We start from the raw sequence: 23,591 nt of genomic DNA on the forward strand, positions 1-23,591 counted from the left end.
GTTGTATAGCAGGGTACTTGTTGTCTTGCCGTAAGGGAGAGGGGAGGGGGAGAACTTTTTGGAACAACTTCCTTATCTCTATTAGCTTTAAGCCCATTAGCCCCCTATATTAAGAAGAGGTCATACTTCCTGACGCTTGTGGGGCTTAACGCTCTGTGATTGCAGTACTCTGCAAAGTCGTATCAAAAGGGGGTGGGGTGGATTGGGGGCAGAGCAATGTTCTTTGATTACTTCTTGGTGCGCTCCTTGGCACGCGCTTTGTTCCGACGTTCTTTCTCTGCTTCGGCACGTTTACGACGCTCCTCTTGACGTTTTTTTTCACGCTCTCGGAGTGCTTGTCTACGTGCCTCCTCGACGGCTCGTTCTCTCTTTTTCTTCTCTTCGGCAAGTTGTTTTTCGCGCATCTTTCGCTCTTTTTCAAGGCGACGCACATCGTCGTAAGAGATCGGCTTGCTCTCAGAGACAATTTTCTTTTTGTCGTTTTCGGCAGTGGTTTCCGTAGAAGTTGTTACTTCTTCCTGCTCGGGAGTTTCAACGCTCTGTTCGGTTTCGGTGGAGGTCTCTGTAATAGGTTCTTTTTCCTTTTGCTTAGAGGGTTCTAAGAGCGTTGGTAGCAAGGGTTGAGAGGGATGCTCTTCCTCGGGGGTATCGGTGGGTCGAGTGCCCTTGTCGGCTTGCTGGGCTTGCTGCTCCGCTTCCAATTTGAGGTTGGCGTATCGCTCCAGAGGAATAGCAGCCGTAGGAGAGCGTTCGGCGATGCTGTCTGCCATGAAATTCATATACGCTTCTAAGGACAAGCCCTTTTGAAGTTGCTCCCAATTACGTTCACTGATGGCGAAAAGGAGGGCTTCCCCTCCCATTTGAGTCATATAGCCCTTGGGCGAATAGGCTTTTTGTACATATTGCCAGGCTGCAAACTCCCCCTTAAAGTCGCCTATGAGCAGTCGGTCTGAGGTCGCTCCTCGCTCCAGAGAGAGCGAGAGGTCTTGGTCGGTAAATTGACTGAAGTTGAACGTTGTGATAGCAAACAGCAGGGTATTACGATCTGTCTCCTCGGCAGGGTAGAGTAGTACTACCTTGTGTTTTTCGGCAAGAAGAGGCAGAGCGTAGTAGAGCGAATCGGTGCCTGCACCACTCTCTTCCCCTCCGAAGAGGGCATCATACTGCAAGCCTGTATACCCTCCTTGGGCTATTTTACGACCACGCAGTAGTTCAGAGAGCATACGTTGCGCTGGTTCGCTCGCCTCTCCCTGCGGGTAGAGAGCAATCATTTCCTCGAGAGCCTTCTTGAATTGCTCCTGATTTCCCTCGAGTACGTAGCTCAGAGCATTGAGATAGTACATTTTGGGGAGTAGCTCCGATAGCGGAAACTCCTGTTTCATACGCTCCATAGCAAGACGTATCTTGGGAGCCTCTCCCCCACGGTAGGCAAGCCAAGCCTCTTTGTAAATATCGTTGGAAATACTGTCTGCCGAGCGTAATTTGCTGATATAATTGGGGTCCGATACGGCCTTGGCAAGCGGTTCCTCGGGGTATTGGCTTACAAGATTTCTTTGCCACTCGGCGGCTTTGCTACGCTCTCCCACCCGCTCACAGAGCATGTAGAGTTGATAGTATACCGTAAGTTTCTCGTTATAATCGGGGTATCTCCTTAGAAGTTCCTCCCAAGCTTCGATAGCTTCTTGATAAAGCCCCATTTCGTTCTCAAAGACCTGAGCCATACCCGAGAGTGCATTCTGGATAATGATGTCGCTGGCAGCCATTTGTTCCTCTGTGAGCGGAAGTTGTGCCAGATAGTAGGCACGCTGTTTAGGATCTTCTGCCTCGGGAACGACCGCCAAAGCTGGGTTCTCTTCTCCCTCAGGAGTTTCGGCTGTGGGAGCATCCGTCGTCTCTCTCTTCTCTCCCTCTGTGGGGGAGGCGTTGCTTTCTGCTGTTGGGGCTATTTGCTTGCGTCGCCTGCGCCAATCATCTTCGAGTGGTCTCTGCCCCCATAATTGCACGAACTTTGCTTTACCCTGTGCGATGAGTTGAGGGTTATAGAAATAAAACTCCCCTCCTACAGTCGGGGGTTGCGCAGGAGTAAGTCCAGGGGATTGTTTGGAAAGTCCGCCCATCTCCTCATTGGCGATGCGTTGCTTCTCTTCCTGCTCTGCCATTTGTTCGTTGCGCATACGCTCTTTCTCAGCCCTTTTATAGGCTGTGATGGCACTATCGATTATTCTGAACCGCTCCTCCTCGGGCAGAGAGGCCAAATGACGTAAACTATCTTGCTCTACCAACGACTTTACATGTAGTCCCAAGGCGTCCAACTGCTTCGACAGTCGGTTGGCATCGTCGTATAGCGGGTGTTTTTGGGGTAGAGTCGGAGCTCCAGCAGCAAATGCTTTTTGCGCTTCGAGCCAGTTGCGTTGCGCTCTGTATATATAACCTAATGTGATTTGACAGAGGGCATAGTCTTCCTTCCTCTCGGTGCTTTTCTCCCCTCCCAAGCGGAGTGCTTTGATCGCTTCAAGTGTGTCGGGGAGCATGAGATAGAGTTGTCCCTGTGTGAGGTATATGCGGTCGAGAACATTCTTATTACGCCCATTGCGCGCGAGCTTCTGTGTGGAGCGTATGGCATTGCGAGGGTTTTTCTGCGCCTCTATCTCTACACGGCGCAAATGGGTTGCAATCTCCATGGCAAAAGGTGGGGCCTGACGTAAGAGTGTAGCGAAAGTACGGTCTGCCTCTCTGTTGCGTTTGGCACGCATTTGCAGTTGTCCCAGAAGGTAACGCATGCGCATACGCTCTATTCGGTCGGGTTCTTTGCGTATGGCTCTACGAAGGGGTTCGATGGCTTCTTCCTGTTTGCCGAGTGCCAAGGCTATTTCTGCCTTTGTTTTATCGTATATAGCACTCTTACGCTGGAGCGATTGGGTCGTTTGTAGTCCCGCGACCAAAGTCTCTCCCTCGTGAAGCCAATCCATCGCTACATAACTACGTGCCTGCCACAAACGAGCTTCGTCGCGGATAAGAGGTTCGGTAGCATAGAGCCGAGACATATAGGAGAAAGTCGCCATGGCATTCATAAAATCGCCATTGTAGAACTGCGACTTCCCCACCAATAACCAAGCATTATGGAGGAATGTGTTGTACTCTCTACGGCGGTAGAAGGCTTCATCTTTGGGCGAGGCATTGCGCTTCCGCTCTGGTTTTACCCGTATGGAGTGCATTTTGATGGCTTTCTGGCCCTTCTCAAGAGCCTTGTCAAAGGCTCCGCCTACAGTCTCTTTGAGGACACCTCGCTGTGCCTCTATGGGATCTAAGAATATGGGTTCGGAGTAGCTCTCTGTGTGAGATTTGATGAGGTTGCTATAAGATTCGGAAAATTGTTTCTGTCCGTTGTAGTAGACATTATAGCGAGTTGTGAGACGATGATAGAAGCGTGATGACGATGTATTCTTGCGTGTAGAGCACCCATAACCCACTGCCACAATCAGTAGCAGGCATAGTACTCGAGAATAGTATTGTACGCGGGTCATCAAAACTACCGTTGTAACTCTTTTGCCGATTCTATGAGCTGATGCGCCTCTTCCTGTAACGCTATCGGAAGGTTTATGAAACGTTGCTCAAGGCTCTTGAGCCATGCGTTCACTTCCTGAGGGTAAAGTGTGGTGAGGATCTCTCGAAACTCCTCGACCTCCTCGGGCGTATAGTCCGTAGAGGTACGCCGAGCAAAGCGGTCTAACTCCTCATCGTCGTAATAAACAACCTCTTTTTTCTTTGGAGTGGGGGTAGAACAACCCGAAGAGCAACAGGTCGAGCTGCTACATGTACTGCACCCTGCCGAGGGATTGCCCCATGTTTCGATATCTTTCTTTATATCCTCTACATGCTCCTCTATAGCACCGTGACGTCTCGCCCAGCGACGGAGCACCCAAATTACCAATCCTAAGGCAATGAAAATACCTATTATCTTTATCATACTTCAAAAGTACACAATAACCCTAATACAACGAAACAGTACAGCGGTATAGTATATCGACACTCGTTGTACGGTTAGTCGATAGGGGATGGATGGGTTGTAACCAGACTCAGAACGCGGCTGAATGAGCCTTTCAATGAGGCTTAACGAGGGTTATCTCATCTCCCGAGAAAAATGGGGATTTGTACTTGGAATAGAAAACTATAAAGAGATGTTTTTCAATGATTTTAGGAAACAGTCCAGCAGTCCTGAGTTTCACGATGTGCCCCTCCTCAGGAATCATTTCCAAGGAGAGGCTGTAACATCTTTTTAGCTGTTTATATGGCAACGAGCACCGCTACACGGGTTTCAAAAGTCTGCATTGAGGCCTTTAAGATTGAGGTATATTCAAGCCTACGTTGTTAACTTCTTCACTTTTTCGTTCGCCAGAGGCAGCTGCCACCTCCTCTTCGTCAATAATCTTGCACTCAATTTCTCGTGCTTTCAGAGCCAGAGAGTGTTTCGGTAAGAATTGGATGCGAGGTGTTTTGAGCGTTGCTGTCGATACCTCAGAGCGTTCATTTTTTCGCTTTCCGATGGAGACGATTTTCAGAGTGCCCAAATTGGCCAAATCAACAGCATTACCCAAAAGAATCTCTTCTCGTATTACCTCGGCAAAGGCACTGAGCGTGGCTCGTACATCTGTACGGGATAGGGAGGTTATTTGCATTATTTGATTTTCCACTTCCTTAGGAGAGATTTTTTTGTGCGGTACTTGCGCTGCATAATAGACGCTTTTACCTCTTTCTTTACCGACTCGCAGTATTTCTTTCTTTACGTGATACTTTAACATAAAACTCTGGTCGATTACTTTTTCGTTCCTTTCATACTCATTTTGCTTCCTGTACACCCCTTAGTTTGCGTGCGAGAGGGTAGGGGGTCACTTTTTCTTTTTCTGTTCTTTACTTAGAGGGGTAGGATAAAAGAGACAATTCTAAAAGAAGATAAACCCTATTATTTATCGAGATGGAATAATCTTTCCCAAAAACTACACAGAGAGCAGGAGCGAGAACGATGCCCTTTGCGAAGCTTTTGCTCCCTCTTTTTTTCTCTTTTCTTCTTCCGTTTTTCTTTTTTCCTTTCTTCTGTCCAATGCTCTATCTCGTCTCGTGCAATGAGGCGTAACATATCCAAGAGCTCCATTCGCTCCTCGGCGAGCTCCAGTGCCCGCCTCTTTTTCTTACTTACCTCAGTTTCTTTTTTTGAGTCTCTCATATCTCTCACCTCCTTCTCTTGCAAATTTCGGCATGAAAACGCCTATCTTGCTAATCAAATTCTGCCAAAAATCAGTCAAATTCGGACATCTTTTTAAATGTTAAAATCGTCAATTTCGGACATGGGGTCTTTGTAACAAATTGATTAGTAGGCAGTAAATGCCTTTTCTTGATGTCCGATTTTTACATAAACGCTTTGAGCTTCTCCAAAAAGAATAATCCATTTGAGAGATGCAACTTCAACAGAGAAAAACTTATTCGAGAAGCCCCAAAAAAGAAAATAGACTCAAACAAGTTTTAAGAAAGAATCAATACAACTCATTTTTTTAATTATTCCTGTCGAAAAGAGCGGATTTCAGCAGAGAGAGTGTATTTTTGTAAGGCGAAGAATGGGTCGCATTTTATTGTTTGTACTTTAAGAATCCTTATGGAGCTACTTTCTCGTGTTTTTTTACGCCCCCTTTTGATTGTTTTTTGCATCGTTTCTCTCTTCTCTTCATGTCGAGAAAAGCAGGTTCTTACTTCTCCGCAAGAGCATCATAGGATAGATAGTATCGTACGTGCGCAAAAGAGTATCGAGGAGTTGGCACGACTGCAAGAAGCGTGGGAGAGAGAGGGAAATCTTACGGGGAGTGTATTGGTCCTCAGAGAGTGGGGGCGTAGACTGCGCGACGAAAGTCGTTTTGAAGAGGCTCTGAAAGTACATAGTAAAGGCTTGGAGCAGGCTGAGCTACTCAATGATACGGCAGAAATAGTGCGAGCCTTAAATAATATCGGTACGAACTATAGACGTTTAGGCGTGCTTGATGTCGCTACGGAGTACCACTACAAAGCATGGAAGATAAGTGAGGAGGTAACTGACACTTCCTATGTGGCTATAAAAAACCGAGTAGTCTCTCTGAATGGTTTAGGGAATATCTATATAACACTGGGCAATTATGAGCGTGCCGACAGTGCTTTTCGCATGGCTTTGCAGGGCGAAGAGCGGCTCAAAAGTGATGTGGGGAGAGCTATCAACTATGCCAATATCGCCTCTATTTTTCAGAATAAGGGAATGTTAGACTCTGCTTGGACCTATTACAGACGCTCGATGGAGTTTAACCAAAAGGCAAACAATACGCTTGGGATATCGCTCTGCTATACCTATTATGGACAGCTCTACGAACAGGAAAAGCAGTACGATAAAGCCTCTGAAGCTTATCACGAAGCTTATCGGCTTATGGAGGTTTCAAAAGATGATTGGCATACCCTCAATAGTCTTATTGCCTTAGCGCGCATCTCCTACAAGGAGGCTCTTTTCCAAGAGGCCGAAGCCTACTTGAACAAGGCGCAACAAAAAGCCGAGAAAATAAAATCAATAGCTCATCTCTCCGATATATACAATCTCTACTACCTTATATATAAGGAGCGAGGCAACTATCACAGAGCCCTTGCTTTCCACGAGCAGGCTACTCTCTATGCCGATAGTGTGGTAGATATCAAGAAGATGAATCAGATACAGAACATCAGCTTGAGTATAGAGCGCAGCAGAGAGCAGCAAAAAACGCTTTTGGCAGAGCAGGAATTTCAAGAAGAGCGCACCGTGCGTAGGATAGGATTTGCCATTTTCTTTATGGTTATCCTTGTACTCTTGTTACTTATCTCTACGATGTATTACATCAGCCGCAGTCGTGCTCGCAATCACCGTATGCTTAAGAAAATGAACAGTATGCGTGAGACCTTCTTTACCAATATAACACACGAGTTTCGTACACCTCTTACCCTTATTCTGGGCGTAAGTAGGGACTTGCAAAATGGGGCGGAAACGACACCTAAGATTAGGCACGATGCACAGCTAATAGAGCGGCAAGGAAACAATCTACTACAGCTTATCAATCAGTTGCTCGATATTTCTAAGGTTAAATCTACGGTCGGAGACCCTCACTGGCGCAGGGGAGATGTGGGTAGTTATATGGAGATGATTGTAGAGGGGTACCGAGAGCATGCTTGTAGACATTCGATAGATTTCCGTTTTGTTGCCGATAAAAATCTGGAAGCCGACTTTGTACCCGACTATGCCAATAAGTTGTTGAACAATTTGCTATCCAATGCTTTTAAGTTCACTCCAGACCGCGGCAAGATAGAGGTCTCTGTTTTGAAAGATGGAGATCAGCTGCTCCTCTCCGTTGCCGATACGGGTTCGGGTATTGCCGAGGAGCATTTAGAGCATCTTTTTGAGCCCTTTTTTCAGGTGGAGGGAGACCAATATAGTGCTGGTACGGGTGTGGGGTTGGCTCTTGTCAAGCAGATTGTCGATACTATGGGCGGTACCATCTCAGTCAAGAGCCGCTTGGGAGAGGGTACTACGTTTACCCTAAAGATTCCTATCCGCCATGGAGAGGGTAATTATGCACTACTTGCCCAAGAAGAGCTTTACAACCATCCCCTTTTGCCCAAGAAAGAAGACTCGACGCTCGACACCTCTAACGAAGAGGACGATAGCCACATACGAATCCTTATTATAGAGGACAATAGAGAGGTAGCATCTTTCATTGGCAGCCGATTGGGTAGTCAATATGCCATTTCCTATGCACCTAATGGACGTTTGGGATTGGAAAAGGCAGAGGAGATAGTGCCCGACATCATCATCACCGACTTGATGATGCCCGAGATGGGAGGGATAGAAGTTTGCCAGCATATACGAGGCAACGAGTTGCTCAATCATATCCCGATTATTGTTATTACTGCCAAAGTGAACGAAGAGGACCGCATCAGTGTGCTCAAAGAGGGGGCGGATGCATTCTTAGAGAAGCCTTTCAATGAAGAGGAGCTTAGAGTACGTGTCGAGAAACTATTGGAGCAACGCTCTCTATTACGAGAGAAGTATGCCGACTTTTTAACCCAAAGCGGTAGTGAAGAGGATATTTTGGGAGAACATGAAGATAAGATTTTCCTGAATAAACTAATCACCACCATCTATGTGCTTATGGAAAAGGGGCAGGTAGATGTGCCCACCATTGCCGAACGTCTCTCTCTAAGTTCGCGACAGTTGTATCGTAAAATAACAGCCCTAACGGGAGATACCCCCTCCAATTACGTGATGCAGGTGCGTATGCGTCGTGCAAAGCAACTTTTGGATAAACATCCAGAGTGGTCTGTCGGGGACATTGCTTTGAAATGTGGCTTTGACGAGCCCTCCAACTTCTCGAGAAATTTCCGCAAAATATACGGCATAACGCCTCGACGTTACGGTCGGCAGGAGGAGTAACCTCCCTTTTTCTTTCTTGAAGTTTTCTCTGTTTGCACCTTTTATTAGAGACCCCTTTTCCCCCTTCAGCCACTTGCGTTGGAGGGGGTTTTTCTTAAAATAAAATCTGTTCCCTAAGGGGTTATTGGACGAGATGCCCATAAAAACCGTGATAACTTTGGTTTGGATAATGAAATTATGCTAAATTTGCGATATGCCTTTCGGACGTAGCAAAAAGTTTAGACATACACATTGTTTCATTATAAACGATAAAAACTATGGAGAAGAAAATTAGCTTCCTTATTTCTCTTATCGCATCTCTTTTTGCGATTTATTCTTGTGGAACCAAAGAACCTAAAGTAGAGAGCCTGAATCTCCGAGAGGGCACACTTTATCTCTTGAGAAACGAGAGCAAGAGTATCGAGCTCGAAGTGCTCCCCGCTCATGTGCCTGTGCTTTTCAAAGCTGAAAATGAGGCTATTGCAACCGTTTCGGACAAAGGGGTTGTTACTGCAAAGGCGTTGGGCGAGACACGTATTTTCCTCACGGCACAGCATTTAAAAAAAGAACTAAGGGTGGTTGTTCTTGAGGATGTGCATCTTGCTTATCTGTCAAAAGCCGTCCTCGTGGGCGATACTTTTACCCTTCCTGTGGAACCTAAAGAGGCTATTTTTAATGTTACGGCCGACAAGAGCGGTATGGTAGATGTGAAGGGCAATGAAATCACCGTTAAGGCAGAGGGAGAGGTTACTTTGACGCTTTCCAAAGGCGATAAGCAGGAGACTTTCTCTCTTTTTGCTTTTCCCGAGGTTGATTATAGCAAGGCTACTTGGGAGCAGGAGTTTCTCGTGGGAGATCCTATCGAGTGGAGTCCCGCCATGGTACTCTCTGCCGAAAAGGCTTTGGGATTGCGTGAAAATGTAGGTTATGGCAAGAAAGAGGGTAAGGAGTTTATGCTTTTTTCTCCTAAGGATGGAGTAACTCCCCAACAGTTGCTTTTTGGCTATGCCATTTATCACCTCAATCAAGGCCCTTGGACGCGTGTTATTTATAATTGCACCGAATATCCTATAAAACTGGAGGATGGGAGAGATTTAGCTCCTCTCTCCGAGGGGAATGCAAATGATTGGGTGGCACTCTTTTACCACCGTTATCCCAAACTTATTTATGTGATGCAGATGTTCGACCCAGAAGGAGAGAATTTTTATGGATTGTTTTTCTCGCATGATCCTGTTTTGCCTACCGCTTCTTTATCTCTGATGATACCCCATGACAAGAGTAAAGCGGTAACCCATTTTGTGGTCTGCACATTACCCGCCGATGAATAATAGGGTTAGGTAGCTCTTCGATAGAAAAAGAAGAGTGAACCTTTCAGTAGTACACAAGGGCTTTTGAAAAAAAGCTCTGATAATAAAAGCCCTCTGAACTTTCCATTCAGGGGGCTTTTTTATTGGGAATATGTGAGAGTAAGCAGCTAATGTCTCTATTAATCCTCCACGATTAAGACTATTATCCAAGCTGCTCTCTCCTATTTTATTGACTTCTGTTCTTTTATTCGCTTTGGGCTTCCAACCTCTTCAATAGGGTAGTAATCCCATTGAACCTTGCTAAAAATTGTCTTTCATAGGTGCAAAAGTTGCTTTCATACGGAGTAATTCTTTATTTTCAATCTGCGTATATGTATATTTAGATTGCGTTTATATATATTCAAGTTGCGTATATGTATATTCAATCTTAATATAGAGAATTGTACACAGCAAAAGAAGAAAGTATACCAGATAAAAGGAGGAAAAGAGAGGTTGTATAGAGAGAAGTCTGGCTATTGCAACTTTTGTTTCTCTTTTTTTCTTTTCCAAGGCTAAAGGTAAGCGGCAGAGACTTGGATATATTTTTCGAGCACTACCTTTCTTTTTTATAGTCGGCAGTGCCGTAAAGCCTTGTCAAAAGTCCTCTAAGAGTTTTTTCTCTTGTGAAAGTTTTTTGTGGAGCTTGTGGCATAGTCTCCTGAAAGTTTCTTGTACTTTTGCTCTCAATTCAGGGTCGGTTGTAATGCTATATATATAATAAGGTGTAAAATGGTAGAGAAAGAGCCTAAAATTGTGGTTGTCGGAGCGAGTGGTGTGGCAGAGAGTTTGGTCGCTGCCCTCTCCTTGAGAACTGTTTCGCCTATGGCACTGATGAGCCCGACACTGGGGCATGCCGAGCAGTTGGTCGAGCGTTATGCGTTGAAAAGTCAAGTCGTGCATACTTTGATGGAGTTACCAACGGATGCCGATATTTACCTCTTTGCTGTTCCCGACCATGCTGTGCAAGAGGTCTCGCAGGCTATGCCTGCCACCGAGGGCGTTTGGATGCATACGGCAGCAAGTGTGCCTCTCGAAGAGCTTTCCTCTATTCATCGCTCGAGTGCGGTCTTCTATCCGCTGAATACTTTTACCAAAGGACGCCCCCTCCCTTTAGAGCAAACGCCTCTTTTCTATGAAGTGGCAGATCAAAAGGCTTACGATGCCGTGATCTCTTTAGCTCATCTTTTGCAGATGAACGGGCGTGAGGCTTCTCTTGGTGTCCGCAGACAACTGCATGTGGCGGCTGTTTTTGCTTGTAATTTTGTCAATCATCAGTGGGCAGTGGCTACGAAAATTTTGCAGAGAGCGGCACTTCCCGTTGAGGTTTTGCATCCGTTGATGCAGGAGACTCTGCAGAAAGCGATACAGTTGGGCGCTTTGGAGGGACAAACAGGCCCTGCTCGCAGGGGAGATACCGTTACTATGCAAACGCACGAGCAACTATTGGCAGACCATCCCGAGTTATGGCAAGAAATGTATCGACTACTCTCGCGTTCTATCGCGTGTATGGCTAAGTAACTTTCTATTTTTATCGGTTTTTTGGGGGGGAGGCAAACTTCTTTTCTATGGTAGGTCTTAGAAACTTTTTCTGTGAGCCCTTTTTGAAATGCTCTCTTTCGAGGGTTATAAAAGCACATACTTTGTCTGCAAAAAACTTGCCTATTTCTAAGAGATTGCGTACTTTTGGGGCGAGAAATAGTATGAAACGTCAAAAAAATGTAATTGCCATGAGAGTCTCCTCGGTTTGTTTTGATGTGCTACCTCCTTGTTTGGGGTATTCTGGTGGTTGCGTTTTTTTGTTGCCGCGTTTGATCTCATCCTTTGGGGTCGTATAGGTTGAATTATAAAACGAAAGAGATATGAATCGTTCTCAAATAATGTACAAATTTTTGAAGGCTACCCTACTCCTTTTGAGTAGTGCGGTGTTTTGGGTTGGAAATGCGTTTGCTCAGTCGGCGGGTGATGTTGAAATTACTGCCACGGCTAAGGATGCTCATTGTATTCAAAACGGAGAAGTGACTGTTACAGTAACTAAAAAAACAGGATCGCCTTATACTCCTAAAAAGATTACATATGATTTGCGAGATGATAAAGGTAACTCCTTGGCAGGGGCGAGCGGTCAGTTCGTAGAAAATAACTTGTTCAATGGTTTGAAAAAAGGGACTTATAAGGCTTATGCGAAAGTAGTGTTTCAGAATAATGTGGAGATACAGGTAGGTCCCGTTGAGGCTATTGTAAACTCAAATTACAAAATACCCACAGTCGCGATTAAGCTGGAGCGTAAGACCCTTAAGAGTTTTAAACCCAGTGGTGTCAGTACTCCACAGCCTACAGGTGTTATTTCTGTTTTGGTAACAGGAGGTAATAGACCTAGCTATAAGGTTGTCTTAACGGAAAAGCCTGCTGCCTACACTGGGCCCACAGAGATTCCTTTGGAGCTTGATAAGAAGATTTTTATGCATCACCTTCCTGCAGGGACTTATAAGTTTCAAGTTCATGACGAGTGTGGCGGCCAGGAAGTGCAGACTGTAGAAATGGAAGCTGTGAAGTTTGATGCTCCACAGGGAGGAGTCATTCCTTTTGCCGCCCATCCCCGAGCTTCGGAGGAGACTCGTAATCAGTGTGGATGGTTCTATTTCTCTTTTCAACAAAGAGGAGTGTCTCAGTTCGAAGGGCAAGATCAGGATTTGCAGCCTTACTTGTCTCCAACAGTAAGTTTGTCTACGACTACGACTACTGTTTCTCCTCAGGATTCTTTGGTTAAATACTATGATTATGGCTTTGGATATGGAAATAACCAGCCTTCTCAATATTACGCTGTGGGAGAAAGCCCCTTTGTGGATAATATGGATGCCACAGGACGATTAGCAGCCGAGAGGGATAGGTATAAGTGGGTTTTTGGTCGTATTCAAAAGGGTAAGAAGTGGAGCGATGCGGGGTTTGTGGATAGAACCAAGACGCCCCATGTAAATACAATGAATAATGATGTGTTCCCAGGTCTTTTTTTGCGTCTAAAAGGATCTCCAGATAGAACTCCTAAGGGATATAGAAATCAGATTATCAAGAATCTACCAGAGGAGTTTACTATACGTTGGTACACTATTGTAGATTCTTGTGCTATAACCTACAAGGTTAATGTTAAACCCGCAGAGTCCAGTACGGAGTTGTTCTGTTATCCTATTTCGGTTGGTTTATTTGCCTCGGACAAAACGACTCGCTTAGGAACAGCCCAAGATGTTCTTCTTACAAAAATGGGGCAGGCAACTAATTTTAATGACTATATTCTTCAGGGAGGAAATACCTATTGGATAAAGGCGACTGACGGTACGGGGTCTTATGTAGAGTACCCTGTTAGGATAGTGAATGATTTCAAGTATACGGGTGTTGCCAACCCCAGTGTGGAGACGAATATGTTTGATATTTGTAAAAGGATGAGGGGAACTAGTGTCGAGTTAACACGTTATACCCCCACTACAATTCCTTTCTTAAACCACGATGTTACACTGGTAAGTGCTCCTGCTGGCTATACTCCAGGGCCAGATGGTTTGGCTGTGGGAGAAACATTTAGCTTCCCCAAGACTTTCCCCTCTGGGGTTACTTCTGTTTCTCGTTTTTATGCCTTTGGAAAAAAATCGCAGTTTTTTACAGTAAAGCGAGAGATTTTTGCACCTAACGGAAAATACCTATTTCGGATATATGATCGAGTATGTAAGAAATCTCATGATGTAGAGGTCGAGATTACCACCGCTAAAACACCTCTTTGGACAGTAAATAAGGATAATTTTAAACCCCGTTTGGTCAATGCTTCTTGTGGACGTGTTCGTATCTATCCTTTTACAAAAGAGAATAGAGACAACTTCATGTTCAAATCGGAGTTCTGGCAAGTAGAGTCTGGAGGACAGACTACTTTTGTGCAGGGACCCGTTTCACATCCTCGAGATTTGATGATTTATGTAGACAAGTTCCCAGAGGGAATTTCTAAAAGTGATGTTACCCATAATTTCCCCTCAGGAAGTACTTGGGTTTGGCAGTATCATACTGCTATGTGGTGGGTTTCTGCAGAACCTAATAATGAGAATCTTTATATAGAATTGCCTAAAACAAACGGGGAGATTGTCTTAAAGGTTGCTCCTTTTAGTCGTCATACAGAATATGACAAGGTCTTTAAGGACCTTACCTGTATGCCAGAATACCCTATAAATCTTTTTAATATTCCTCTCTCTTATGAGCGAGAAACCTATATTGGTTATAGCTGTAAAGGCTCTCTCTCTGGTCACCTCTTTATCGTGCCTACAAATAATGTAGGAGGGGTCAAGATAGAACTCTTCCGAGAAGGTGAGAGTCTGCCTTTTGCAACGGAAACGTTAACTAAAGAGAATGTCTCAAAGGGAGCTGGGTTTGATTTGGTCGGTACGGCAGAGAAACCTATACCTGGTAAGTTGAGAGCTAAGCTAACCGATTTGCAGTGTGGAAACTTTAACGATGAGTCGATAATTATCTACAATCTGGATTCGCCTGATATTATTAGAACTCCTAATCAGCAGCGTAAGTATTGTGAAGGAGAGACCATTCGACTCTCTGTAATCAATCTCGGAAATAATGTGACATACAGTTGGAAACTTCCAAATGGGCAAACAATGACAGGGCAAAAAATAGAGATTCCCAATGCTACGTTTGCACATTCTGGCGAGTATGAAGTTCATATTCAAAACATATTGTGTGCTGGATTGCCCACCGAAACGACTTTGAAGTTTACTATTTCGGTAGCTCCATTAGAGCTTTGGTGGCGTAAGGATGCCAAAGATGCCAACTGGCACAACTTGGAGAACTGGGCGAAAAGAGATGGTACACCCGTCCAAGCCGTTCCAGCACCTTGTACCGTGGTGCATATCCCAGCTAAGGTAGATAAGGCTTTCCCCGACCTCGCAGGAGAGGTTACCAAACGTGATATATATGGAGCTCCAGAGTGTAATGATATCTATTTCCACTACGGTTCACAATTAGGAACTCCGCAGCAACTCTCTTATCATAACGCTTATGTGGACTATAACTTTGGTGAGATGGGTGGTGATGGGTCTATTACGGCTTATGTCGAGCAGGGACATCCTACGGCAGATAGTAAGTTAATGGAGCGTAACCGCTGGTATATGATTGCTACCCCTCTTAAGGATATGGTTTCTGGAGACTTCGGAGTGGGTGGTTATCCCAAGACGTATCAACGCTATTTGAAGGTGTCTACGACAACTCCTTTAACGGATGCTTCCTTTACAAAACCCTTTAACTCTCAGGTAGAGCCTTTGTCAAAATACAACCACGCAATGGCGTTGCGTGTGGCAGGTCATCAGAGTGGTAAGATGGGTTATAGTAACCACGATCGTCTCAATATGTTAGATGGGATTTTCCGCTTGCCTTTCTTTGAGAATCCTCGCTCTGCTTCTGCCTATGCTCATCATACTTATGACTCAGGTACCCAAACAAGCACTTTCCGTTATTATAACGAAAATACTTTGGCACTAACTAATAGGACGGATAGTTATAAGAGAACACTCCCAGATGCATACCGTTTTGTTTTTGAGAGCAATACTCCTGGGCGTCGTGGAAAGATTGGTAACATTCTTGTTGGAGGTGTCAATACAGAAGGCTATTCGTTGAGTGCTAAACCTGCAGGTGCAACAAACGATTGGGTCATGTTGGGTAACCCATTCATGACGCCAATGGATTTTGACAAGTTCTTGGAAGTAAATCAGGATAATATCGAGCCTTATTACTATCTCTTTACAGAGAACGCTTGGAAAGTCTATACCAAAGCAACGGCACCAGCTTCTAATTTGTCGAAAGAAATCGCTCCGTTGCAGTCTATTGTCGTTCGTCGTAAGGGAACGGGAGAGTTACTTTTCCCAACTTCTGGGACTAAGTCTGTACTCCTCCCCGCTTGGCGTGAAGGCGTATCGGGACCTTACAATTTGAAGAATGCAGAGGAAGAAGCTATTGTAGAGATACCTCTTACAGTCAATGTTGCCAATGAAGAGGGAGACTATTCACAGGCTTTCTTGGGTTGGTCTGGTGGTGTATGCGCTCCTGTGTTTGTTAATAATGAGTATGCTTCTGTCCCTACGGTCTTCATGGTAGAGCCTGATGCTGGTGACTACAACGCTATTACTTATCCTACTCGTGCACACGGTATGATTCAATTAGGAGTATCCTCTTCGCTTTCGGCTCCTTTGACGCTTTCGTTCGACCATATAGACCGCTCGGTGTACGAAGAGCTTACTTTGATCGATAAGCACGAAGGGGTAGAGCAAGACCTACTCAGTAATCCTAAATACGACTTCATGAATAGACCAGATACTACACCCGCTACACGCTTTGCTTTGCGTATCAAACGCTTCGGTATCACTAATGTGACTACCAATGAAGAATTGCCTCTTGCCGAGTTCAAGATGTACGATGCAGCAGGTAAGCTCAGAGTAGAGAGTACACAGCCTCTTCACCGAGTAGCTATTTACGATATGCAGGGTAAGACTCTGGCAGACGAAGTTTTGACAGACAATGCTACTCGCATTATAGAGGTAGACACTAATAATACGCAGGGAGTAGTAGTGGTAGAGGTATTCTTCAAGAACGGAATGCGTACCGTACGTAAATACGATTTGCGATAAATAACTTACTCTCCTGTCGTTATAAAAGAAATATAGATAATATGATAAAACACTATGATATGAAAAAGTTTCTGCTTATTGGAGCGTTGTTACTTGCAGCTTTCTCTTCTGCGTTTGCACAGAAAGTAGCACTTAAAAACAACCTTATCTATGATGCTCTTCTTACTCCTAACCTTTCTTTGGAGGTAGCTTTAGGACGTAAGGTTACCTTGGATACCCAAGTTGGAGCTAACTTCTTTTTCTACGAAAAAGATTCGCGTGCAGATGGTTACACCCCTAAAAAGTGGAGCCACTGGATGGTACAACCCGAGTTGCGCCTATGGACCTGCGATGCCTTTAATGGTTGGTTTTTTGGGGTGCATGCGCACGGAGGTCTTATGAACGTGGGGGGGATAAATATTCCTTACATGATTCTTCAGAACAAAGAGAACAAGATGGCAGATCATCGCTACGAGGGTTGGTTCATCGGAGGAGGTGTGAGTGTAGGATATCATTGGATGCTTTCTTCTCGTTTCAGTATAGAGGCTTCTTTAGGTGCTGGATACGCACGTATTATGTACGATAAGTATAAGTGTACCAATTGTGGTGAGCGTCTTGAAAAAGACAAGGCAGCAGATTATCTTGGACCTACAAAGGCTACTCTCTCTTTGATATACATGATTAAGTAAAAACGATAAAGAAAAAGGATTTAACAATGAATAAGATATACATATTTCTAATCGTTTCTCTCCTTGGAGCTTCGCTTTCTTTCGGAGCCTATGCTCAGAAAGCTGAAACATATAAGTGGACGAGTAGTAATGTCAAGATAGAGCGTTCGCAAGACAGACAACACCTCAATGTGTCGTTTTCTGTTCTCCCCGATCGCAAGATAATGTCTCAAGAGTTGGTGTACATCTATCCTACACTGGTAAGTGCAGACAATTCTAAGGAGGTAAGCCTTGAGCCTTTGTGCATTGTGGGCAATAAGCGTGCAAAGGTTATCAAGCGTGCAAAGGTGTTAAAGAATAAGATGCACCTCCCCGTTGTAGAGGAGGTACATTCAGCCAAGTTTGCTTCCATAGAGGTAGAGCGTTCTGTGCCCTTTGAACGTTGGATGGCGAAGTCTCGCCTTGTACTTCGTGAGGAAGTGTATGGTTGTGCCGAGTGTAAGAAGAAAGATCGTGAGCGCGGTTCCTATGATGCAGGCATCCATTCTTTCTCTCCCGAAGATTATCGTTACTCATTTGTTGAGCCTAAGGCGGTAGATGTAAAGCGTCATGAAGAGACATTCGAGAGCAAAGTAAACTTTGAGGTAGCTCGTCACGAACTTAAGAGAGACTATAAGAGTAATGCTACGGAGTTGGCTCGTTTAGATGATTTCGTAAAGAAAGCCTTGGATTTGGAAGGTACGACTTTGGATGTAGTACGCGTAGAGGGTTATGCATCACCCGAGGGTGGAGATAACTTTAACGGCCCCCTCTCTGAGCGTCGTGCCAATGTCTTGGCAAACTACGTACGCAACAAATATCCAGAGATTAAGCGTACACCAGACTTTAAGGTAAAAGGTTTTGGTTCAGATTGGGCTGGTCTTCGTAAGGCTGTTGAAGCATCTGATTTGTCCTATAAAGCACAAGTTATTAAAGCAATCGATAATCACTCAGATTATTGGGGCAAACATAATGCTATTCAGCAAATAGAGGGTGGAAGAGCTTATGATTATCTTTTAGCCAACGTTTATCCTCCATTACGTCGTACTACGTTCCGCATGGGGTATAAGGTGCGTCCTTTTACGGTTGAAGAACTCCCCCGTATCTTTGCTAAGAAGCCCGAACTGATGAGTAACCAAGAGCACTACATGTTGGCGCAACAGTACATCAAACAGGGTAAGAACCCTCTTCCTATATTTGAGTCTGCTTATCGTCTCTATCCAGAGGATGTAGAGTCAGCTCTTAACTATGCCAATGCTCTCTTGCAGTATGACCGCAAGCAGGCAGATAAGGCAGCTTGTGTGTTGCAACCGTTCAAGAGTGATTTGCGCACAGCTCTTCCTTTAGCTATTGCAGAGCACATGCAAGGTAATGAAGAGGTTGCTGATAGGATTATAGAAGAAGCGGCCGCTAAGGGATGTAGAAGAGCGCAAGAGGTTTTGAACCGATAAATTTAAGACGAACACTGACTAAAAAGAACTCATCGTTTATGAATCGTATGAATAAACTCAAAATTTGGAGCTGGGGATTGGTTGCATTACTTCTTTCTGGTATAGCAACTTCCTGTAAGCAGCATGTATATGATAATTTGGCCGCTTGCGATAGGGGAGTGTATGTCAATATCTATGAGCAGACAGAGTGTGATCAAGCTCCTTCGTATCCAGAGGTGAAAAGCCTGCATATCTATACTTTTGATGAGCAAGATAAGTGGGTGTCTACCACAGTAAACAAAGACTTTCGTCTTTCTGCCGAGGGCGAGTTATTCGTGCCTGTGCCGACTCACGGTCGTTACAGTTTTGTAGTGTGGGCCAATGTGGATGATCACTTTGAATTGAAAGAGTTGAATAACGAGTCTACTCGCAAAGATGTACTGCTGCTTCTCAAGAGAGAGGCTAAAAAGGCTACAGCCTTGGGAGAGCATAGACTTTATGTGGGGACTTCTCCCCGCGTTGTTGTAGGTGAAAAGGAAGAATTTGCGCCTCATACTCAAGTAAATTTGCGCGAAATAACCAATAGGGTTAATGTGCGAGTAATTGGTTTTGAAAAGCCTGAAGAGTTTGCTATCGAGTTACACTCCAACAATGCAACTTATATTGCCGAGGGAGGAATCTTCAAGCATGAGCAACTCTCTTATCCTACTACCATGGAATATTTGCCCAATTTTAAGTACCCCAACGAGTTGGATTTGTTTGCTCGTTTTTCTACACTTAAGTTGGAAACAGGGCGTAGCAATGATCTTATTATCCGTAAGGTAGATAATGGCGAAGAGATGTTCAAAGTAGATTTGGTAGGAGCTATCCTTCTAAGTCCCAATGCAGATAATATTAACTTGCGTTGTACTAATGACTTTGATGTGCTTGTTCGTGTGAAAAAGTGTGAGTGCCCTAACGGTTATATGGCTATCGAGCTTTGGATTAACGAATGGTTGGTACACAGCTACGAAGTAGACTTGGGAGATTGACTATAATATAGTATGACAAATAACAGAATATTCATTTAAATAAAAATTAGACGATCATGAGAATTAAATCGATTTTAGTTGCTGGTTTGGCTCTCTTTGCGGGGGCACTGACCTCTTGTAATAAGGGTTCTGATGAAATCAACAAGGTGGAGGAGGGTAATACCTATGCCTCTGTAACACTTTCTTTCGGGGAAAATGACTTCCGTGCAGATGATGAAGTTAATGATTTTAACCCTAAGGGAGAGTGGGAAGGTAATGATGCTATCAAGACAGTAGATGTGTATTTGGTAGATGCTGCAAAGGTTTCTTCTGGTCAGTACACTCTTACAGATTTCAATGTTGAGGCTGTCGCTGGTCAAGAAACGAAGCTTATGCCTAAAAAGGCTATCAAGACCACTGCAGGAATGAAATCGGTGTACGTTTTGGTAAATGCTCCTAACGATATGCGTCAGACTTTAGCTGTAACTACAAAGGCAGATTTTGAAGCAGCTTGGAAAACAGTTTATGAAGCTCATAAAGCTAATGGCTATCAGGCTGATTACAAAACTACGGCTCCTGAGGCTATGAAGAAGCTTTTTAGCCAAGATACCGATAAGAAGGATGTTATTATGATGAGTAATAGCGAAAATTATACTATCAACGTTGAGGCTAATGTAACTTACGATGAAGCTATGAATGCTGTGGCTCCTAAAAACCGTGCTATCGTACCTGTAAAGAGAGCTGCTGCCCGTGTAGTGGTAACAACTTCTGAACTTGAGTATAATATTACTAACACGAGTACTGGTGAAGTAATAGGAAAGATTACTGACCTTAAATATGCTGTGGCTCAAGGTGAGAAGAAACTTTATATCCAACAGTTGATAGAGAATGGTATTATCAAAACCCCTGCTTACGAAGTTATTACAGGGCCTTTTGATAATCACGCTACCTATGGTCAAATGAATGACAACTATGATTACTCTGACTTGTTTATTAAGGATCGTGCTGTTTCTCAAGCTACTTATGGAGATTTAGATCCTAAGAAGATTGGCGCAATTGAAAGACCTGCTTTCTTGTTGGAAGCCAATCATAAACGCAACACAGATGCAGGGAAGACACCTGCTACTTATGATGGAGGTTTCCGCCGAGCTAATACTCCTTATGTGCTTATACGTACCAAGTTTGTTCCTAATGAAAAGGCTTTTGCAGATGGAAACACTCCTGCAGAAATGGTTAATGGTACTTTCTATTTAGGAACAATAACAGGTAAGCTTTATTCAAAAGCGGCTAATGTTGCAGATCCCTCTAAGGGCGGTCTTAAAGGACAGAAGTATCGTAAGTATGTAGAAGGTAAAGTACTTTACTATGCTTATGTCAATCCTGATATCATAGAGCGTCCCAAGACTCTTAATGCGCCTGCGTTCCGTAACAATGTTTACCACGTACACATTAGAGCTATCAAGGCTCTTGGTTTCAACTGGAACCCCCTCTATCCAGAAGATCCAGATAATACTACTCCTGGTACTTCAGATGTTTATGATCCTAAGAATCCTGTGAATCCAGACCCAAGACCTGAAAAAGAAGATCCTTCCGATCCTTCTGATCCAGGTGAAGACCCAGTTCCTCCTGTTAAGCCAGATGATCCATTGGGAGACAAGGATATCTATATGAGTGTTTCTGTTAAGGTTCTCAAGTGGAACGTTCACTCTTACGAAGTAGATTTGGGTCTCTAATAATAGGAATGGAATAACATTATAGAGATTATCCTCATGGTTTTTGCTGAGGATGGGGAGCGAGCTGTAGTTCGCTCCCGACCTCAGTAACCTTATAAAAACAAATCGTTGCGTAGAGATAGGAAGTGCTATAATGATTACGCAGCACCTGTATCGGAGTTACCTCTCTTGGTAGAGATTGAACTGCCGCTTAAAGGGCTCTTCTTCTTACCCTATAGAGTGCTAACAGCCATAGAGTGCAGGTGTAGTAGAAAAAATATTTATCCATAAAAACATTATGCTAAAAAGAAAATCTATATTCTTGCTCCCTTTCTTGGTGTTTGTTGGGTGGGTAACCTCTTGTACCAAGGCAAAACAGGGGTTAGACCCTACGCAGCAACATACAGCGGTTATTAGCTTAGGGATTAATTCTTTACGCTCCCATGGAGAGGACACGGAAAATCCTGGCTTTACAGACCCAAATACAGACCCTTCTGAAAGAGAAGATGTCATTAAGGAGCTTCGTTTGATTCTCTTCCCCTCTGGTGGAGCCAATGCGGCTATGAATATGAAATTCGATGAAGCCGGCATTGTGAACGGTAGGGTTACATTCAGGATGTCTGAACTTCGTACCTACGATGTATATCTTCTCGCCAACGAATCTGCTTCGGGACAGTCGGCTACAGATTTAGCTTTTCTTTCTCAGGCTGGCATTTCTCGCAATCAGTTAGAATCCTTTGCGAATGTTAAGATGGTGGGAATTACCCCAGAACAGGTAGGAAGTGGTGTAGAAAACTACTTTATGATGACGGCAGTCTACAAGAACGTTGTTTTCTCTCGTACTTTGCCTGGTAGTGGTACGCAAGCAGATCCACATCGTATAGATTTACAATCTCAAAATGTAATGCAGCGTCCTCAAATTCAGGGTCAAAACCGACAATCTGCAGAGATGATGCGTTCTTTGGCAAAAATGGAAATCACCTTAAAGGATATTGTTGAGGTTGTTATTGATGAGAATGGCAATAAGAAATATAGCTGGATTTTACCTTATGGCTATACGCCTAATAGCCGTCTAAAGGTAGAGTTACTTAATATGCCCAAAACATATACCCTTTTCCCTCGAAAACAACTTACAGATCCTGCAATTGTAGGAGCTGTACAAGGCTATGTTTTTAGTTTTCAAGGAGATCCAAAGGAAGCATATGTAGTGCTTCCCCCTAATATCGACGATGCCTCCATTGGAGGTATTTTAACGGCTGACTATAAGCTTTATGTCTATTTGCCTGAATATTTGGCTTCAAAAACTTTGACGGAGCAACAGCGACCAGGGGTCAAAATAACTTACTCTGAAGAAAATGTTGCTAATCCTAAGAGTAGGTTTTATCCCATTAGAAATGCAGGAGCGACTCACTATGATACAGTGTTAGGAGACTTAGATCACTCAAAAGATTGGAGTGTGTTCCGTAACCGCTTTTACAAAATGAAAGTTAATATACAAGGAATTGCTTTTGTGTAAGAAGCATCAAATCTGATGCATTAACAGAAACTCTAAAAACGACTGCCCTACTTTGTTTTACCAAGTAGGGCAGTCTCTTTTTTACGGGAGATTTACGATAGTGTATACCGATTGTTTCAATTCCGTTGGGGAAGAAGTAAAAGGCAAAAATCTTTGCAGTGTATTGAGTCTTTCCTCTATAATTGATTAGACTATTCTGTTGTGCCGATTTTTTTTGAGGGTTTCTTGGGGCTACCTTTTTCCACGAGATTATCATGTTTTTCTTTGTTTTTTTGTTGCAGAAGGGTTGTTTGTCAAAATAATTTTGAGATGTAAGTCTTTGTTTTTTAGGGTATAGCTTCTTTTTAACGGTTTTTATGGTTGTATTTATTTGGATATATGGGATAAAAAGTAGTAGTTTTGCACTCGCAAAATAGGGGAGGCCAGCGGGTCTCTTTGAAAAGCGGTTGTTGCTTTGAGGTTTTTTTTGGCGACAAAGGATGTTGGAGGTATTGCAGAATAGAAATAAAGTATTACCTTTGCATTCACGTTCTGTGAGGGACGTTTCTTCGACTGGTAAGGTTGGGGATATTGAAATAAGAGATCTTTGAGATACTTGATATAAAGAACAAATAGTGTAGTGCACAATACGAATTAGTATTGGACGAAACGAGGTAACAAAAGGAATAAAGCCCCTTGAAACGAGTTTTTAAGGACTATTCAATTCTTTGTTGTACTACTCAATAACATCATGAGCTGAAAAAAGGAAAAAAGAACATTAAAATAACAATGGAGAGTTTGATCCTG

General features: G+C 43.8%; 14 protein-coding genes. 10 read left to right on the forward strand and 4 right to left on the reverse strand.

What is annotated here, in order from left to right:
• Positions 1-227: 227 nt before the first annotated feature.
• From porW to B5D06_RS02900, 4 genes are all read right to left on the reverse strand, one after another.
• Complete coding sequence (gene porW, locus B5D06_RS02885; protein WP_078736528.1) at positions 228-3,524, reverse strand: type IX secretion system periplasmic lipoprotein PorW/SprE; 3,297 nt, start codon at positions 3,522-3,524, stop codon at positions 228-230.
• Positions 3,525-3,529: 5 nt separating this feature from the next.
• Positions 3,530-3,967: a hypothetical protein gene (locus tag B5D06_RS02890; RefSeq protein WP_078736529.1), complete on the reverse strand. Its 438-nt coding sequence runs from the start codon at positions 3,965-3,967 to the stop codon at positions 3,530-3,532.
• A gap of 370 nt (positions 3,968-4,337) precedes the next feature.
• A complete protein-coding gene (locus B5D06_RS02895; RefSeq protein ID WP_078736530.1) occupies positions 4,338-4,799 on the reverse strand; it encodes an HU family DNA-binding protein in 462 nt (153 codons plus the stop codon).
• A gap of 161 nt (positions 4,800-4,960) precedes the next feature.
• Positions 4,961-5,221 carry a hypothetical protein gene (locus B5D06_RS02900; protein ID WP_078736531.1) on the reverse strand — a complete coding sequence of 87 codons (261 nt, stop codon included), beginning with the start codon at positions 5,219-5,221 and terminating at the stop codon, positions 4,961-4,963.
• 426 nt (positions 5,222-5,647) lie between these two features.
• Here B5D06_RS02900 and B5D06_RS02905 point away from each other — a divergent pair, with 426 nt between their 5' ends.
• The 10 genes from B5D06_RS02905 to B5D06_RS09155 all read left to right on the forward strand — a co-directional run bounded on the left by B5D06_RS02905 (position 5,648) and on the right by B5D06_RS09155 (position 23,342).
• Positions 5,648-8,467: a hybrid sensor histidine kinase/response regulator transcription factor gene (locus tag B5D06_RS02905; protein WP_078736532.1), complete on the forward strand. Its 2,820-nt coding sequence runs from the start codon at positions 5,648-5,650 to the stop codon at positions 8,465-8,467.
• A 257-nt stretch (positions 8,468-8,724) separates the two neighbouring features.
• Positions 8,725-9,774: an Ig-like domain-containing protein gene (locus B5D06_RS02910; RefSeq protein WP_078736533.1), complete on the forward strand. Its 1,050-nt coding sequence runs from the start codon at positions 8,725-8,727 to the stop codon at positions 9,772-9,774.
• Positions 9,775-10,521: 747 nt separating this feature from the next.
• A complete protein-coding gene (locus B5D06_RS02915) occupies positions 10,522-11,310 on the forward strand; it encodes a Rossmann-like and DUF2520 domain-containing protein (RefSeq protein ID WP_078736534.1) in 789 nt (262 codons plus the stop codon).
• 341 nt (positions 11,311-11,651) lie between these two features.
• Positions 11,652-16,451 (forward strand): hypothetical protein, encoded by a 4,800-nt coding sequence (locus B5D06_RS02925; protein ID WP_078736536.1) that lies wholly within the window; start codon positions 11,652-11,654, stop codon positions 16,449-16,451.
• A gap of 59 nt (positions 16,452-16,510) precedes the next feature.
• Complete coding sequence (locus B5D06_RS02930; RefSeq protein WP_078736548.1) at positions 16,511-17,119, forward strand: DUF3575 domain-containing protein; 609 nt, start codon at positions 16,511-16,513, stop codon at positions 17,117-17,119.
• Between the two features lie 26 nt (positions 17,120-17,145).
• On the forward strand, positions 17,146-18,588 hold the full coding sequence (locus tag B5D06_RS02935) for an OmpA family protein (protein ID WP_078736537.1): 1,443 nt from the start codon (positions 17,146-17,148) through the stop codon (positions 18,586-18,588).
• A gap of 38 nt (positions 18,589-18,626) precedes the next feature.
• The gene (locus B5D06_RS02940; protein ID WP_078736538.1) at positions 18,627-19,598 is read left to right on the forward strand and encodes a FimB/Mfa2 family fimbrial subunit; all 972 of its coding nucleotides are present in this window, start codon (positions 18,627-18,629) and stop codon (positions 19,596-19,598) included.
• A 56-nt stretch (positions 19,599-19,654) separates the two neighbouring features.
• Positions 19,655-21,310, forward strand: coding sequence for an Mfa1 family fimbria major subunit (locus tag B5D06_RS02945; protein WP_078736539.1), 1,656 nt, complete (start codon positions 19,655-19,657; stop codon positions 21,308-21,310).
• A gap of 277 nt (positions 21,311-21,587) precedes the next feature.
• Positions 21,588-22,805, forward strand: a complete 1,218-nt coding sequence (locus B5D06_RS02950; protein ID WP_078736540.1) for a hypothetical protein — start codon at positions 21,588-21,590, stop codon at positions 22,803-22,805.
• Between the two features lie 399 nt (positions 22,806-23,204).
• The gene (locus B5D06_RS09155) at positions 23,205-23,342 is read left to right on the forward strand and encodes a DUF5348 domain-containing protein (protein ID WP_394364844.1); all 138 of its coding nucleotides are present in this window, start codon (positions 23,205-23,207) and stop codon (positions 23,340-23,342) included.
• The last annotated feature ends 249 nt before the right edge of the window (positions 23,343-23,591 follow it).

Source organism: Porphyromonas circumdentaria (assembly GCF_900167105.1).
Taxonomy (GTDB): domain Bacteria; phylum Bacteroidota; class Bacteroidia; order Bacteroidales; family Porphyromonadaceae; genus Porphyromonas; species Porphyromonas circumdentaria.